Raw genomic sequence first — 14,946 nt, forward strand, 5'->3', positions numbered from 1 at the left:
CGCCCGATTTGTGATTCTCAGCGTCGGCTCGCCTCCCCCGTCTGGTCGCCGCGGGCTATGCTTAAGGGTTAACGCGGGTCTAGCTAGGCGGCGCCGCGCGACCAATCCCCCCACCCTGAGGAACGCGGTGCCCGAGAGACTGATTGCGATCGGCGACGTGCACGGCTGTCGCGCCGCGTTGGAGGGCCTGCTCGAGGCGGTTGGCCCCCGCGACGGCGATCGCTTGGTGCTGCTCGGCGATTACGTCGACCGCGGCCCTGACAGCCGCGGCGTGATCGACCTGATCCTCGAGCTCCGCGAGTCGCACGACGTCGTGACCCTGATGGGAAACCACGAGGAGATGATGCTCGGCGTCGTCCAGGGCCGCTCGCCGGCCAGCTGGTGGATGCGTTACGGCGGGAAGGAGACCCTCGCCTCGTACGACGAGGGCGCCGACCCCTCGGACCTCCCCAAGTCGCACATCAAGTTCCTCAAGGGGCTGCTCGACTACCACGAGGAGGAAGCGTTCTTCTTCACCCACGGCAACTACGTGCACAATGAAGAGCTCGACCGCCAGCCGGTCGAGGCCCTCCGCTGGACGAACCTCAACGAGCGGAAGCCTAAGCCGCACAAGAATGGCAAGACCGCCATCGTCGGACACTCGTCGCAGAAGTCGGGGGAGATCGTCGACCTCGGCCACCTGGTCTGCATCGACACCTTCTGCCACGGCGGCGGTCGGCTGACCGCCATCGACGCCTACACCCGCCGGCTCTGGCAGGTCGACCGCGACGGCCACCCCGTGGAGTCCGGCGGCAAGTAGCCCGGCGGGCGTCGATCAGCCGCTACTCCTCGGCGGGCGCCTCGCTGCGGGCGTCATTGTCCTCGAAATCCATAGCCGCGGAGTTGAGACAGTACCGCAGGCCGCCCGCGGCGACCGGCCCGTCGTCGAACACGTGGCCCAGGTGGGCGCCGCATTTGGTGCAGCGGATCTCGGTGCGGCGCATGCCGTGCGAGTTGTCGACGACCTCGGTTACGGCGTCCTGGTCGGCGGTCTTTGTGAAGCTGGGCCAGCCGCAGCCGCTGTCGAATTTTTCGTCGGAGGTGAACAGCAGCTCGCCGCACACGACACACTTGTAGTCGCCGGCCTCGGTCTTGTTCCAGTACATGTTCTGGAACGGACGCTCGGTGCCGGACTCCTGCGTGACAAACCACTGCAGGTCTGACAGCCGCTGCTTGAGCTCCGCTTTGCTCTCTGCGGTGCCGGGCTTTCCGCTCTTCGGCTTGTTATCACCCTCACTCTTCTTGGGGGCGTTCTTGAGCTTGTCGCCGAAAACCTTGCGGAACTTTTCCAACTTCGGGCCGATCACCGCGCGGCAGTAGCCCTGCTGCGGGTTCAGCGCAAAGTAGTTCTGGTGGTAGTCCTCGGCCGGGAAGAACGACTCGAACGGGACGATCTCGGTGACGATCGGCCCGTCGAACGCGCCGGTCTTGTCGAGCTTAGCCTTGTACTCCTGGGCGAGCCGCTGCTGCTGGTCGTCGTGGTAGAAGATGGCCGAGCGGTACTGCGGCCCGACATCCGCCCCCTGGCGGTTTGGCGTGGTGGGGTCGTGCGTCTTCCAGAAGACCTCGAGCAGCGTGGCGTAGTCGACCTCATTCGGGTCGTAGTGCACCTGCACCGCCTCGGCGTGCTTAGTCTGGCCGCTGCTGACGACCTTGTAAGAGGCGCTCGCGGCGTCGCCGCCGGTGTAGCCGGAGACCACCTTGGCGACTCCCCGCAGGTCTTGGAACACCGCCTCGGTGCACCAGAAGCAGCCCGAGGCAAAGGTGGCGACCTCGGCCCCTGCTGGTGGCGGCGCGTCCTGCTGGGCAGCCTGTCGACCAGAATCGGGGGCGTCATCGTTGGGAGGGGTTTGGGCGAACGTCATAATGGCGAGGGCTCCTAGAGCGACAGCGGCGGCTGCGACCAGCGGCTGACGGGAAACAAGGTGGTGCATGGCGGGGGCGCCTTGGGGCGGATGCGGCTGTGCGTGGGGGCTACTGGTCCTACGCGGGCCAGGCCGCGGCGGTTCTACGCAGTTTGCGTCAACATTGTAGTCCGCCCGGTCGTTGCTGACGCCCACACTTTATGACACGGCGGTGCGTTATTGGCCGGTAAGCGCGGGCCCTCCGATTTTAGCGAATCGGCTTGGGTATTTATCCAGTTTACTAGTGGTCAATGAAACTCCCCCTGCGCGCCTCAATGGTTTACGCTGAATACTTGCTTGGGCGAGAGCATCTTTCTTTTGGCGCTGGCGTAACGGAAAGTCATGGGTATAGGAACGCGCGACAGGATCGTCGCCGCAGGACGCGAGCTCTTCGCCAAGCACGGTTTTGGCCAAGTCGGCCTCGACCAGATCGTCCAGCAGGCACGTCTTACCAAGACGACCTTCTACAATCACTTCGAGAGCAAAGAGCAGTTGATCCGCGAGGTGCTCGACCTGCAAGAGCACCAGATGCGCGAGGCCGTGTCGGCGGCGGTCGAGCAGCAGGCCGCGGGCGATCCCCGCCGCAAGCTGGTCGCGATGTTCCGGGTGCTGCCCGAGATCCTCGACGGCGGTTGCTTTGGCTGCAACCTGCTGATCAGCGCCGCGGCCGACTATCCCAACGAGCTCGACCCGATCCACCAGGCAGTCTCCCGTAACAAGCAGGCGATGAGCAAGCTGGTGCAGGGCTGGGCCGAGGAGGCCGGCGCGGCCGACGCCGCGGCGTTGGCCGGCATGCTCGTGCAGATCTACTACGGTTCGGTGCTCGACCAGATGCTCAGCAACGACCGGGAGCAGAGCTTCGCCAACGCCTTCCGCGCCGCGGAGCTGTGCGTCGGGTCGGCGTTCGCGTGACCCGCTCGGCGGTCGGTTAGAACCCGCGTCCGTTGGTGAACCCGCCCCGCGCCCTCCGCCGCACCGACGGGGGCTGCTGCGACCCGCTCCGCCGCCGCGGCGCCGGCGGCAGGTTGAATCCCCCGCCGCCCCGCCGCGCCGCCTGGTCGACCATCGCGCCGGCCGCCTCGGCAAGGATCCGCATCAGCACGTACGAGAAGTCGTTGTCGAGGCCCGTCGGCGGGCGTTCCCACCGCTGCTCCACCATCTGCGGCAGGAACCGCTGCGACTGACGCAGCGCGTGCCACAGCTGCTGCTTGCCGATCTGGCCGCGGAGGAACGCCTCGAGGTGGTGACGCGCATCGAACCCGCTGGCGAACACCGACCGGTAAGAGTCGAACTCGCTGGCCCGGAACTTCCGCGCCAGGTCCGCCAGGTCGGCCAGCTGCCGCTGCCGGGCCGTGAGCGCGTGCCGCAGCTCCGAGGCCTCGCGGTGCGTCTGGTCGAGCTCCCCGCCGAGCGCGGCGAGCTCGGCGGCCAGCTGGTCGTCCTCGGGGCTCGGGGTCGCGGCGGCGTGCGCGTCGAGCGTCGACTGCTGCACGGTCTCCAGGAACCGCCGCATCCGCGTGACCGCCCGGTTGTAGAACTCGCTGCGTTCGCTGTTCAGCTCGGCCAGCAGCCGCTCGGCCTCGTCGCGGGTCTGCTGCTCGTGCTCGAGGTTACCGAGCAGGGCGTCCCGCCGGGCGCCCGCCTGCACGCCCTGCTCGAGCGCAGTGGTCAGGCCGATCTCGTCAGAGTGATGCCGCTCGATCTCCTCGACCGCCTGCATGAGGGCGTCGAACTCCGTCCGGCGGCGGTCGACCTCAGCGGCCATCAGCTCGGGTGTGGCGCGGAGGAAGTTGTAGCTGCGTTTGCTGTTCTCGAAGTCGACCAGCCGCGCGACCCACTTGTCGAGCCGACGGGTCAGGCCCCGCGGCTTGTAGCCGCTGGTCCCGAAGCCGCGTTCGAGCAGGTACTGGAACAGCCGACTCCGCTGGTAGGCGGGCAGCTTGTCGGAGGCCTCCTGGCGGCTCTCGGCGACGCGCTGCTCGTTGCGGGCGAGCTCGGCCTCGGCGGCCATCGCCTTGTCCGACGCCGCGGCGAACGCCTGGTCGGTCGCCAGGATGTCGGCCAGCTGCTGCTCGAGTTCTTCACGCCGCTCGACGCAGCCGTTGAGCTCGACCGTCGCCTCGTCGAGCTGGACCTCGAGCTGCGCCCGGCGGTCGATCGCCTGGTCCCACTGCGTCCGCAGCAGCTGCTCGCGGCGGTTCTTGTCGTCCAGGACCTGACGCAGGTCGTCGCGGACGCCGGCGAAAGACTGGCCGATCGAGTCGTTGCTGATGTCGGGCAGGTAGTGCCTGGCCAGGCGGACGATCGTCTCGCCGCGCCGCTTCACGCCGTCGCGCGTGGCGCGTTCCAGCTCGTCCAGGTGGTTGCGGGCAGACTGCACCTCCGCCCCGGCGGCCGAGTGGGTCTGGCGGATCAGGTTGAGCACGTCCGAGCCGCGGATGCCGTCGACTACCATGTGGTGATCTGCCTTCCCCGCGTCAGCGGCGCGCCGTCCGGCCCGGTCAGCCGGACGGTCGGCTCCAGGCGGCCGACCTCCTTCTCGGCAAAGTCGCGGTTGTCGACCACGCCGTCGGTCTGCTTGTCGGCGGCGATCTGTTCGAACACCGACTCGGGCACCTGCTCGCCCCAGCGGCTGACCAGCCTGATCTCGCCCGACTCGGCGTCGCGGATCGGCAGCTTCAGCGCCTCGCCGGCGGGCGTCTCGGCCTGGACAATCAGGTAGAAGCCGGAGGTCCGCGTGCCGTCGGCGTCGGTGAACAGCCGCTCCGTGCCCGAACGCTCGTTCTCGCCCGCGACCACCCGGATCACGTATTGCTGCTTGAGCGTGGCGGCCTGCTCCATCAGCTCGGCCTGCACGTTCTGGAGGGCGTCGGCGTCGCCGGCGGCGCGGGCCGCGTCGGCCTGGGCGACCAGCTGCTCAACACGCTGCCGCAGGTCGGGCGTCTGGGCCAGCTCGTCGACCACCGCGGCGTTGGTTTGGACGCCGGTGTAGAGCTCGGCCAGGCGGCGTTCCTGCCGCTTCGGCCCGACCAGCCCGAACGCGAACACCGACCACCACAGCGCCGTGATCGTCGCGACGGTGATCGCCAGCTTGGTGATCGTGCCCCGCCGCACGTAGAGCGAGGCGAGCAGGGTCTCCATGCCGGGCTCGGGCGGGGTGAACTCGTGCCGCCGCTCGTAGTAGGCGTCGATGGCGGCGTCGATCTCTTGCTCGGTGACCGGGTCGCCGGTAATCCGTGCGGTCTCGAGCAGCCGCTCACGGAGCAGCTGCTTGGTCTCGTCGATGTTGAGCTGCTGCTCGGCGGTGAGCCTCTCCTTGCGGATCGCGGCCGCGACGTCCATCAGCCGGGTCATCTCGGCGATGGTCATCTGCTCTTCCCGCGCAACGCTCGACAGGTCGGGCGGGGCGGCGGCGGATTGCTGGGCTTCGGAGGGCATGCGGGCTGTGTCTTGGGCTGGGGGCCGCCGCTTGCAGCGTGGCTTGTTCGGGGATTCGCCCCGCGGCGTTGTTTCTTGTCGGCAGCTTCAAATTATTGTCTACTTCAGGCGTCCAGCCAATTGCCCACCCACATGCTCAAGGCGTAACCGATGTCCTCCGAAGCTGCCCAGCAGGCCCCCGCCCCCGCCAGCAAGTCGATGCAGAAGTACCTGGACCGTGCGAAGGAGGTGCTCGAGAAGTTCGGCATCTCGGCCGACTCGGAGGCTCAGAGCGAGCTGATCCGCCTGCTCGAGGAGGTCCGCCACGTCGACGAGGCCAAGGTTCTGGCCGTGGCGGGCGTCGTGAAGCACATGAGCACGTTTAACAAGCTGGTGCGGGACAACGTCGAGGACATCAATATCGGCAATCGGTATCTGGAGATCAGCCAGATGTTCGATTCGATTCGCGAGGACTCCAAGCGGCTCATCGGCCAGCTCGACGACGGGAAGATCGGCGTCACCGAGAAGATGAGCAACGTCTGGATGAAGATCCGCCGCGGCACGCCCCACGCCCGCTTCGAGAAGATCGTCGACGTCTACCAGGACGTCTGCAAGGACACCAAGGACCAGCTCGAGCGCGAGCAGGTCATCATGGACGGCTACATCGACTTCCGCTTTGCGCTGAAGGAGGCCGAGGTGCTCGCCCGCGAGGTGCTCGAGGAGCAGATCCCGCACCTGGAGGAGGCGAAGGCCACACTTGCCGAAGCCCAGCAGGCGGTCAGCGACTACGCCGGCGACGACGAGAGCCAACGCTCGCGGCTGGAGCTCCGCCGCGACGAGGCCAACGACGCCTACACCCGCGAGGACCGCATCTACCAGCTGCTGAAGGACGTCTCCGAGAACCTGGCCATCGGTTACGACGTCGGCGAGACCCTGGTCACCAAGCTCCGCCAGACGCACGACGTCAAGGACCAGGTGTACCGCCGCGCGGTCACCTTCTTCACCACCAACGAGCACGTGTTCACGATCCTCGGCACGGTGTACACCTCGCAGCAGGGCCTGCATGAGGCGACCGAGTCGACCGAGGCCCTCAAGGAGGGCGTCAATAAGAGCCTCGAGGACATCGCCGACCTCGGTCGCGAGCTCGAGCGCGCCGCGTTGAAGGCCGGCTACGGGTCGACCATCGCGCCCGAGTCACTCGAGAAGCTCGTCAAAGCGATCAGCGACTACCAGATCGAGTCGCTGCAGACGATCGCCGAGCTCCGCAAGGAGAGCGAGGAGAACGCCCGCGAGATCCGCCGCGTCGTAGAGGAGGGCAAGCAGCGGTACCAGGACACCCTCGGCCGCTTCGCGCTCGGCAAACTCGACGAGGCCAGCTAGGCAGCTGGGAAAAAACGCCGCGGCGCGTCATCACGGCCCACGTCGCGGGGGAGATGAAGCGTCGCGGCTCTGCCGCGATTCCGAATCACGCCGCTACTGCCCCGCCATGTAACGCTCCACAAACGCCACCGCGTTCTCGACGCCGCGTTCGGAGCGTAGCGTCTCACCTAGGGCGGAGGCCTTGGCCCGCATCGCTTCGTCGGCCAGCGTCGAGCGGATCGCGGCGGCCAGCTTGTCGGCGGTCAGGCGGCGCTGCAGGATCGGCTTCGGGCCGACGCCCAGCTCGTGCACGATGCGGCCCCAGAACGGCTGGTCGGCGAAGAACGGCTGGTCGGCGAAGAACGGGCAGACGATCGTCGGCTTTCCGGCGCGGAGTCCGGCGCCCGTAGTGCCGCAGCCGCCGTGGTGCACCACGGCCGCGACCCGCGGGAACAGCCAGTCGTGCGGGGCGGACTCGATCGCCAGCATTGTCTCCGGCAGTTTGAGGTCGGTAAGGTCGATGCCGCCCCAGCCCGACGCCAAGATTGCCCGCGCGCCGGACCGCCGGACGCCCTCGATCACGGCCTTGGCCTTGCCGCGTGGGTCGCGTCCGAAGATGCTGCCGAACCCGACGTAGACCGGCGGCGGCCCGGCAGCAAGGAACGCCCGCAGCTCTGCTGGCGGTGAGTAGTCCTCAGGGCCGTCGAGGAACCAGTAGCCGGAGACTATCGCCCACTCGGGCCAGTCGCTTGGCTCTGGCAGCACCGACGGGCTGTAGGCGTGGATCGCGCCGATCGGCGAACCATCCGCATGCCGACGGTAGCGGCCCCGCGGCGACATCCCCTGGCGTTTCCTCCAAGGCCGCGCAAACGACGCCGAGCTGGCCTTGGTCACGGCGTTGATGAAGCGGTAGGTCAGGCGGTTGTAGGCACTGCCGAGCGGAAGACGCGGGAGCCCAAACGCCGGAGCGTGGCTCGAGGGGACGTACATCGGCAGGTAGAACGCCAGTGCGCAGCGGCAGCCGAGCTTCTCGGCGAAGTCCTCGGCGCCGATCGCCTTCTTGTGAAACAAGATTAGGTCGGGCCGGTAGGCCATGGCAACCGCGGCCATCTCATCGATGTGCCGCCGTATCATTGGCCCCACTGTGGGCCACACCCGGCGCACGGTGCGGACCATTTCGAAGAGGTTAGTGGTAGTTTCCATGACGCTCCGCCCGAGGTCGGAGTCCATGAAATCGAGCAGGTCGTTGTTGATCGCCGCGAAGTCGACGCCGTGGGCGGCGGCAAACGACTCGAACCGCCCGCACGTGCAGAGCCGCACGTTGTGACCTGCGGCGAGCAGGCCCTTGGCGAGCGCCAAGTACGGCTGGACGTCGCCGCGGGTGCCGACGGTCAGGATCAGGATCCGCACAGGGGCCGCCGGGGAAGGGGGATCGGTCGGGGCGCCAGCGACGCGCGAGCCGACATCGTAGCGCCGCAGGAGGCGGGCAGCAACCGCCGCGCCCGTGCTGGGCAGCCTTCTGCAAGCAAATCGTCAAGAATTCAAGACTTTTCGAATCCGCCCCGCCGCCAGGGCCGTAACCCCGTCGACAGGGCGCCCGACGCCCCGTTGCCGAGACCTCCCGCTTCCCCACTGATTCCTAGGAGTTCGATCCATGATCTCACGCAGCCTGCCCATGTTGGCGATTGTGGCCGCGCTCGCGACGCCGCTCGCGTCGTCGGCCGACCACCTGACCGAGTGGACCTTCCCGCTATCCACCGCCCAAGCCAACCCGCCCGCAGTTATTCCCAGCGGCGATCCGCTGCCTACCGGCATGGCCTCGGTCATCATCGACAGCGACGCCATGTCCATCACCTGGGACGTCGACTACCAGGATCTCACGGGCCCCATCGTCTCGCCCGGCGCTCACTTCCACGGTCCGGCGATGCTCGGCTCGAACGCCGGCGTGCAGATCTTTCTTACCGATGGCGACCCGCCCGAGCCCGCCAGCGGCAACCTCAGCGGCATGGCGTCGCTCACCAGCCAGCAGCTCGACGACGTGCTGAGCGGCCTCTGGTACTTGAACGTTCACACCGAGGCCAACCCGGCGGGTGAACTCCGCGCCCAGGTCATGAACGTGCCCGAACCCGCTTCGGCCGCGCTGATCGCTGCGATGGGCGCCATGGCATTCGGTATCCGCCGTCGCGCGTAGCGTATTCAAGAGTAGAACCACAACCAAGCAGCCGCCGGCGCGTCGCGCCGGCGGCTGCTCGCGTTGACTCTGCGGCCATTGGGCTAGCGGGCCCAACGCAGGTTCGACTGCGGAGCCGAGAGCCAGACAATCGCGCTCTTGCGGACCGGCAGCCCCCGGCGGGCGTTCTTCGTGGCCTGCTTCATCACGTGCCGCCGGTGCAGGTTGGCGCCGAGTCCGGCCGGGCCGTACTTGCCGGCCGAGGCCTGCTTGGAGGTGAGCATGCCGAGGGCAAATGCCGAGGCAAGCACGGCGGCGACTACAAGATTCTTACGGTTCATCGATTGGCTCCTGGTCTGGTTGAGGATCGGTGCGTAGGCAGGCGCCCCGCTGTTCTGCCCTCTTCTACGGCAGCGGCGCCGGGTTGTTACCGAGTTATTCTGGGCGGCGTTGCCAGTCTTCGCCCGGCTGGCAATCCGCTGGTCCGGCCGGCCCCTGCTGGCCGGTAAACCGCATCGGTGGCCAAGATTCGCAACGGAGGCGGTCCCCAATTACGATGGCGGGTAGCCGTGGCCCTGATTACCCACGGGTTCGCCGCCGTTCTTGGTGGCTGTTTGATGCAGATCAAGGTGAGGGGGGTCTCGATGCACAGGGCATTTGTTGCGCTTGGATTGGTGTGTGTGATCGGCTGCGACCAGATGGGCTCGCGGGGCAAGTCGCCCGCGGGCGGGGTCTCGGAGGCCGAGCACCAACAGCTCCAGCAACGCTACGACAAGCTGGTCGAAGAATTTAACAGCAGCGCGCTGGTCCGTGAGATCGAGCGACTCCGCAAGAAGCTTGAGGACGCCGAGGATCGCGACGCCGAGTCCGCCTCGCTCTCGGAAGACGGACTCGGCTACCGGCTAGCAGCGGTGGTCGAGGAGCTGGCGGCGCAAGGGTTCAAGCCGGAGGCCATCTCCGACTGGGACGCCGATCAACGCGGCCTGCGGGTCGACCTGCGGCGCAGCGATCTGCCGGCGCTGCGGGTTCAGTTGGCCGGGCCGCCCGCCAACGTGAGCGAACTCACCGTAACCGTCGACGCCAGCGGGGCCATGCCGAAGAAGGCGTTCGGCGAGGCCGCCGAGCTCTGCGTCGGCTACGGCGGTTACGACGCCGAGGAGCTCCGCCGGTGGATGGCCGCCGCCGTCACCTCGGGCGAAGCGGCCGATCCGCTCAAGCAGTCCGAGCGGTCGCTCGTCTACGAGCAGCAGGAGTCGCGGCACGTCTTCACGCTTTCGCGTTTGTAGCGGCGCCCGCGGCTCACTCGACGCGGAACGAGTCGAAGTCGACGTAGCCGTTTCCGCCCTCGCAGGTCAGGCCAACCTTGGCGCCGACCCAGCGGCCCGGCGCGGCGATGAAATCGTCGCCGATCGCCTCGAACCGCTGCCCGTCGGTGCTGTACGAGAACCGGCAGACCGCCTCCACGCGGACCTCGACCCGCAGCCACAGCCGCTCCGGCAGTGGGGCAACCTCGGCGGTGGTCTGCTCTTCGCGGCCCTGCCTGCCCTCGATCCGCGCGAGTCGGATGCCGCCGGCGTCGTGGCGCGCCATCACGCCGGCGTACTCCAGTCCCATCACCACGAGCCCCGCCCGGGCGTCGTCGCCGAGGTGGGCCGCGTCGAGTTTGGTCGTCGCCGTGAACGCGGGCGCTGGCAGCTTCTGCAGCAGCTGGTGCGGCGCGTCGACCAGGTTTCGCTTGGCTGGTGGTTGGGCGACCGGTGGCTGGGCAAACAGACGCAGCCAGCCGGGGCGGTCGTCGACGCTGCTCCAGTTCGGCTGCGGGTTGGCCTGCCACTGCCAGGCGAGGTTGTACGAGCCCTCGAACACGTCGGACGTCTGCGGAGTTTGCTTGAGCGTCAGAGCGTTCACGCTCGGCTTGACGTGCGTTGCAACCGGCTCGCCGACGCCGTTGCCGTCGAGGTCGGCGCCCATCTCCGGCCAGCCGTCGACCCAGCGGACCGGGTTGAGGTGGACAATCCGCCCGTAGGCGCCGCGGTCCTGGAAGTGCAGGAACCAGCTCTCGCCGCTCGGCAGCTCCACCAGCCCGCCCTGGTGCGGGCCGTTGATGTCGGTCGAGCCCTGCTCCAGCACCCGCTTGCCCTCGTAGGGCCCGAACGGCTTGTCCGCGCGGAACGCCATCTGCCAGCCCGGCTTCACACCACCCGCCGGCGCGAGGATGTAGTACCGCCCGTCGTGCTTGGAGAACTTCGGCCCCTCGATCGTCGGGTGCACGCCGCCCTGGCCGTCGACCACCAGGTGCTCTTCGCCCAGCAACCGCGTGCCGTCGGGCGCCATCTCGTAGGCGACGAGGATCGAGTTCTTGCCGGCGCGGCTCTTGGCGTAGGCGTGCACCAGGTAGGCGCGGTTGTCGTCGTCCCACAGCGGCGAGGGGTCGATCAACCCCTTACCCGCCTTCACGACGTGCAGCGGCGTCCACGGCCCCCGCGGGTCGCGGGCCTTGGTCATCAGGATCCCCCGATCGGGGTCACCGACAAAGATCCAGAACCAGCCGTCGTGATGCCGCAGGCAGGGCGCCCAGATGCCGTCGCCGTGCTGCACCCGGTCGAACCGCTCGGAGAGCCGCGGCGCCGCGTGCCCGACGAGGGTCCAGTTCACCAGGTCCCGCGAGTGCAGGATCGGCAACGCCGGCACGTGCGAGAAGCTCGACGAGGTCAGGTAGAAGTCGTCGCCAACGCGGACCACGTCGGGGTCGGAGTAGTCGGCAAACAGCACCGGGTTCTTGTACCGGCCGTCGCCCAGGTCGGGGACCCACGGCGCCGCTGGGCAAGAGGTCGCTAGCAGCAGTGCGAGCAGAGTAGGAAAAGGAGGCCGGTCAGAAGTCAGCTTGCGCATATCGAGCAGTCGAGCGAGAAGTGGTGCATGAAGAGAGACGGTCGGATGAAGACGCCATTCTAGGGCGCGTTACCCCGCTTAGAACGCCTGCGTGCAGCGTTGGTCACACGTCTTGCAATCAACGGCTGCGCGAGATTGGTCGCAAAGTTGTGTGCGGGGTAGAGCGCGGATATAGTCGGGATTGCTCATCTCCCTTGCTCGTCGTTCCCATCGGATCCCCTACGTGCCGGGTGTCGTCGCATGTCGCTACTGTCGCCTGTCCGCACGCAAATGTCGCCGATGAGGCCGCGCACCATTCCTGCGTGGGTCTGCGCACTGCTGCTGACGAGCGTGTGCGTGGGCGTCGAAGTCCCGGACCCCGCGGGCGTGCTGGCCGACATGACGCTGGCCAACGACTACTTCATGGCGAAGTGGCCCGACCCGACGGTCGACATCGTCACCAACCGCGCCCGGCCGAGCAACATCTGGACCCGCGCCACCTACTATGAGGGGCTGATGGCGCTGCACCAGATCGACGCCAGCCCCACCTACTACAACTACGCGGTCGACTGGGCCGCGGGCCACAACTGGCAGCCGGCCTACGGCGGCACGACCACCACCAACGCCGACAACCAGGCCGCCGGGCAGACCTACCTCGAACTCTACCAGATCGACCCGCAGCCCGAGCGGCTGGCGCCAATCAAGACCAACATCGACCGCATGCTGGCCTCGAGCCGCGACGACTACTGGTCGTGGGTCGACGCGGTGCAGATGGCGATGCCGGTGTTCGCCAAACTCGGCGCCATCCTCGACGACGACGCCTACTACGAAAAGCTGTACGACATCTTCGACTACACCAAGACCCAGCACGGCGCCAACGGGCTGTACAGCACGACCGACCACCTGTGGTGGCGCGACGGCGACTTCGACCCTCCGTACACAACGCCCAGCGGCGAGGACGAGTACTGGTCGCGCGGCAACGGCTGGGTGTTCGCCGGGCTCGCGCGGTCGCTCGACGTGATGCCGACCGACGCGCCGCACCGCGACGAGCTCGCCCTCACGTTCCAGGAGATGGCCGCCGCGCTCGTGCCGATCCAACGCCCCGACGGCTTCTGGAACGTCAGCCTGCACGACCCCAACAACTTCGGCGGACCGGAGACCTCCGGCACGGCGTTCTTTACCTACGGCCTCGCTTGGGGCCTTAACAACGGACTGCTGGAAGGGGAGGAGTACCTGCAGGCCGCGGTCGCCGGCTGGAACGGCATGGCGGCCGACGCCCTGCACCCCGACGGCTTCCTCGGCTACGTGCAGGCGACCGGCAAGCAACCCTCCGACGGCCAGCCGGTCAGCTACACGAGCGTCCCCGACTTCGAGGACTACGGCCTGGGCGCGTTCCTGTTGGCCGGCAGCGAGGTCTTCCTGCTGGAGGACACGTCGGTCCCCCGCGTCCCCGGCGACGTCGACGGCGATGGCTTCGTTGACGCGATCGACCTCGACATCATCGCCGCCAACTTCCGCCAGCCAGGCGGCCTCGCGAGCGGCGACCTGAGCGGCGACTTCGTCGTTGACCTCGCCGACTTCCGGATTTGGAAGCAGCACTACGCAGGGCCGGTTGGGTACGCCTGGCCGGCGGCGAACGTGCCTGAGCCATCTGCCGCGACAATCGCCTGCCTGCTGGTGGCGGCCGCTCTGCGTCGGCGTTGCAGGTCCGGGCGTGCTTAGAGCACGTTCCGAGTTGGCATTCCGCTCGGGCTTGGCCTCTCGCACCGCTGCTTTGTCGGCCTGCATCGACGGGTAGCAACCTGCCTGCTTCGCCCTGGGCGCATCGGGGCGAGGAGCCTGCGCCGGATCGGAACGCCAACACGGAAAATGCTCTAGTGGGTAGCTGGCCCAACGCGGCTCGGCCGGCAAGGACCGCACGGTGTCTTCACGTCGCACGTCCTCGGCGAGCGTTGGCTGCCTTACCCGCGTGCTAATCCCCGGGGGGAGAAACCTCTGCACGACGTGAACCTCTCCCGCCGCTCGGTTGTCCTGCGACAATCCTGCCCGGTCACGCCAGGACGCACGACTGCTGCTGAGGGGGAAGGTAATGAGTCCGCTACACGCCTGCTCGCCCCTGCATGGGGCTATAAGCGCGGATGATGAACCGGCTCAACGTTGGGCGCGGATGGAGTCGAAGAGTCTCACCACCGAGGCCGACCTGCGCCGCATGGCGGCGGCGCCCCGAGGCAGGGCCGGCTCGTACGCACCGCTGGTACTAGAGCTGCTGCTACTAGCTTGGCGGGGCTTCCTTTCGGGTGGCTAGGCGCACGGCCGAGCCGCGACGCTTCAAGAACGTGACGATTTGTACTCGGTTGATGCGTTGGGATCACTACTCCACCACAATCCCGTCCAACCCCTCTTCGCTGGGCGGGAACTGCGGGTCGAGCCGCTCGAGGGCGTCTTTTAGTAGCTCGCTGACGATCAGGTTGCGGAACCACTTGCGGTCGCTGGGGATGATGTGCCAGGGGGCGTGCTCGGTGTTGCACTTGTTGAGAGCGTCCTCGTAGGCGGCCTGGTAGTCGCCCCACAACTTGCGCTCAGCGAGGTCGCCCTTGCTGAACTTCCACCGCTTGTCGGGGTTGTCGAGCCGGGCCTGCAGCCGCTCCCGCTGCTCCTCCTTGCTGACGTGCAAGAAGCACTTGACGATCTTGACGTGGCCCTCGGTCAGCAGCTTCTCGAACTCGTTGATGCGGTCGTAGCGGCGGCGCCACTCCGACTCGGGGACCAGGTTGTGCACACGGACGACCAGCACGTCCTCGTAGTGCGAGCGGTTGAAGATGCCGATGTTGCCCCGCCGCGGCACCGCCTTGTGCACCCGCCACAGGAAGTCGTGGTCGAGCTCCTCCGCGCTCGGCTGCTTGAACGGCGCGATCTGGAAGCTCTGCGGGTTGATGCCGGTGGTCACGGTGCGGATGGTGCCGTCCTTGCCGGCGGTGTCCATCCCCTGCAGCACCAGGAGCAGCGTCTGCTTGTTCTCGGCGTACAGGCGGTAGGCCAGCTCGCGGCTCTGTTCGGTGTTGTGCTCGATCCGCTCGGCGGCCGACTTCTTGTCCCACCCGCCAACGTCCGGCCTAGCGGGCACGTCCTCGAGCTTGATCTTGTCGCCGGGGTCAAAGGTGATGGGCTTGGGCATGTTGTGCGGAT

General features: G+C 67.6%; 13 protein-coding genes. 6 read left to right on the forward strand and 7 right to left on the reverse strand.

Features of this window, described 5'->3' with window-relative positions:
- Positions 1 to 127 precede the first annotated feature (127 nt).
- On the forward strand, positions 128 to 799 hold the full coding sequence (locus Pla123a_RS08830) for a metallophosphoesterase family protein (RefSeq protein WP_146585969.1): 672 nt from the start codon (positions 128 to 130) through the stop codon (positions 797 to 799).
- A 22-nt stretch (positions 800 to 821) separates the two neighbouring features.
- Here the strand turns inward: Pla123a_RS08830 and msrA are convergent, their stop codons facing one another.
- Entirely contained in the window at positions 822 to 1,973 is a 1,152-nt protein-coding gene (msrA, locus tag Pla123a_RS08835) for a peptide-methionine (S)-S-oxide reductase MsrA (protein WP_197527807.1), read from the reverse strand.
- A gap of 312 nt (positions 1,974 to 2,285) precedes the next feature.
- Between msrA and Pla123a_RS08840 the strand changes: the two genes are divergently transcribed.
- On the forward strand, positions 2,286 to 2,855 hold the full coding sequence (locus tag Pla123a_RS08840) for a TetR/AcrR family transcriptional regulator (RefSeq protein WP_146585971.1): 570 nt from the start codon (positions 2,286 to 2,288) through the stop codon (positions 2,853 to 2,855).
- Positions 2,856 to 2,871: 16 nt separating this feature from the next.
- Here the strand turns inward: Pla123a_RS08840 and Pla123a_RS08845 are convergent, their stop codons facing one another.
- Both Pla123a_RS08845 and Pla123a_RS08850 read right to left on the reverse strand, forming a co-directional pair.
- On the reverse strand, positions 2,872 to 4,398 hold the full coding sequence (locus Pla123a_RS08845) for a hypothetical protein (RefSeq protein WP_146585973.1): 1,527 nt from the start codon (positions 4,396 to 4,398) through the stop codon (positions 2,872 to 2,874).
- Positions 4,392 to 5,381, reverse strand: coding sequence for a DUF6384 family protein (locus tag Pla123a_RS08850; RefSeq protein ID WP_146585976.1), 990 nt, complete (start codon positions 5,379 to 5,381; stop codon positions 4,392 to 4,394). The genes Pla123a_RS08845 and Pla123a_RS08850 overlap by 7 nt, the downstream gene beginning before the upstream one ends.
- Before the next feature lie 150 nt (positions 5,382 to 5,531).
- Between Pla123a_RS08850 and Pla123a_RS08855 the strand changes: the two genes are divergently transcribed.
- Positions 5,532 to 6,740 carry a cell surface protein gene (locus Pla123a_RS08855; RefSeq protein WP_231956365.1) on the forward strand — a complete coding sequence of 403 codons (1,209 nt, stop codon included), beginning with the start codon at positions 5,532 to 5,534 and terminating at the stop codon, positions 6,738 to 6,740.
- Between the two features lie 93 nt (positions 6,741 to 6,833).
- Here Pla123a_RS08855 and Pla123a_RS08860 read toward each other — a convergent pair whose 3' ends face one another.
- Positions 6,834 to 8,129, reverse strand: a complete 1,296-nt coding sequence (locus Pla123a_RS08860) for a glycosyltransferase (protein ID WP_146585978.1) — start codon at positions 8,127 to 8,129, stop codon at positions 6,834 to 6,836.
- 244 nt (positions 8,130 to 8,373) lie between these two features.
- Between Pla123a_RS08860 and Pla123a_RS08865 the strand changes: the two genes are divergently transcribed.
- Complete coding sequence (locus Pla123a_RS08865) at positions 8,374 to 8,910, forward strand: CHRD domain-containing protein (protein ID WP_146585979.1); 537 nt, start codon at positions 8,374 to 8,376, stop codon at positions 8,908 to 8,910.
- A gap of 83 nt (positions 8,911 to 8,993) precedes the next feature.
- Here the strand turns inward: Pla123a_RS08865 and Pla123a_RS08870 are convergent, their stop codons facing one another.
- On the reverse strand, positions 8,994 to 9,230 hold the full coding sequence (locus Pla123a_RS08870; protein ID WP_146585981.1) for a hypothetical protein: 237 nt from the start codon (positions 9,228 to 9,230) through the stop codon (positions 8,994 to 8,996).
- A 228-nt stretch (positions 9,231 to 9,458) separates the two neighbouring features.
- On the opposite strand from Pla123a_RS08870, the gene Pla123a_RS08875 reads away from it, so the two are divergent.
- A complete protein-coding gene (locus tag Pla123a_RS08875) occupies positions 9,459 to 10,175 on the forward strand; it encodes a hypothetical protein (protein ID WP_146585983.1) in 717 nt (238 codons plus the stop codon).
- A 13-nt stretch (positions 10,176 to 10,188) separates the two neighbouring features.
- Here the strand turns inward: Pla123a_RS08875 and Pla123a_RS08880 are convergent, their stop codons facing one another.
- Positions 10,189 to 11,781 carry a glycoside hydrolase family 43 protein gene (locus Pla123a_RS08880; RefSeq protein WP_146585985.1) on the reverse strand — a complete coding sequence of 531 codons (1,593 nt, stop codon included), beginning with the start codon at positions 11,779 to 11,781 and terminating at the stop codon, positions 10,189 to 10,191.
- A gap of 279 nt (positions 11,782 to 12,060) precedes the next feature.
- Between Pla123a_RS08880 and Pla123a_RS08885 the strand changes: the two genes are divergently transcribed.
- Positions 12,061 to 13,482, forward strand: a complete 1,422-nt coding sequence (locus Pla123a_RS08885; RefSeq protein WP_146585987.1) for a glycoside hydrolase family 88 protein — start codon at positions 12,061 to 12,063, stop codon at positions 13,480 to 13,482.
- A 649-nt stretch (positions 13,483 to 14,131) separates the two neighbouring features.
- Here Pla123a_RS08885 and Pla123a_RS08890 read toward each other — a convergent pair.
- Positions 14,132 to 14,935: a polyphosphate kinase 2 family protein gene (locus Pla123a_RS08890; protein ID WP_197527809.1), complete on the reverse strand. Its 804-nt coding sequence runs from the start codon at positions 14,933 to 14,935 to the stop codon at positions 14,132 to 14,134.
- Positions 14,936 to 14,946: the final 11 nt, after the last annotated feature.

The organism is Posidoniimonas polymericola, from assembly GCF_007859935.1.
Lineage (GTDB): Bacteria > Planctomycetota > Planctomycetia > Pirellulales > Lacipirellulaceae > Posidoniimonas > Posidoniimonas polymericola.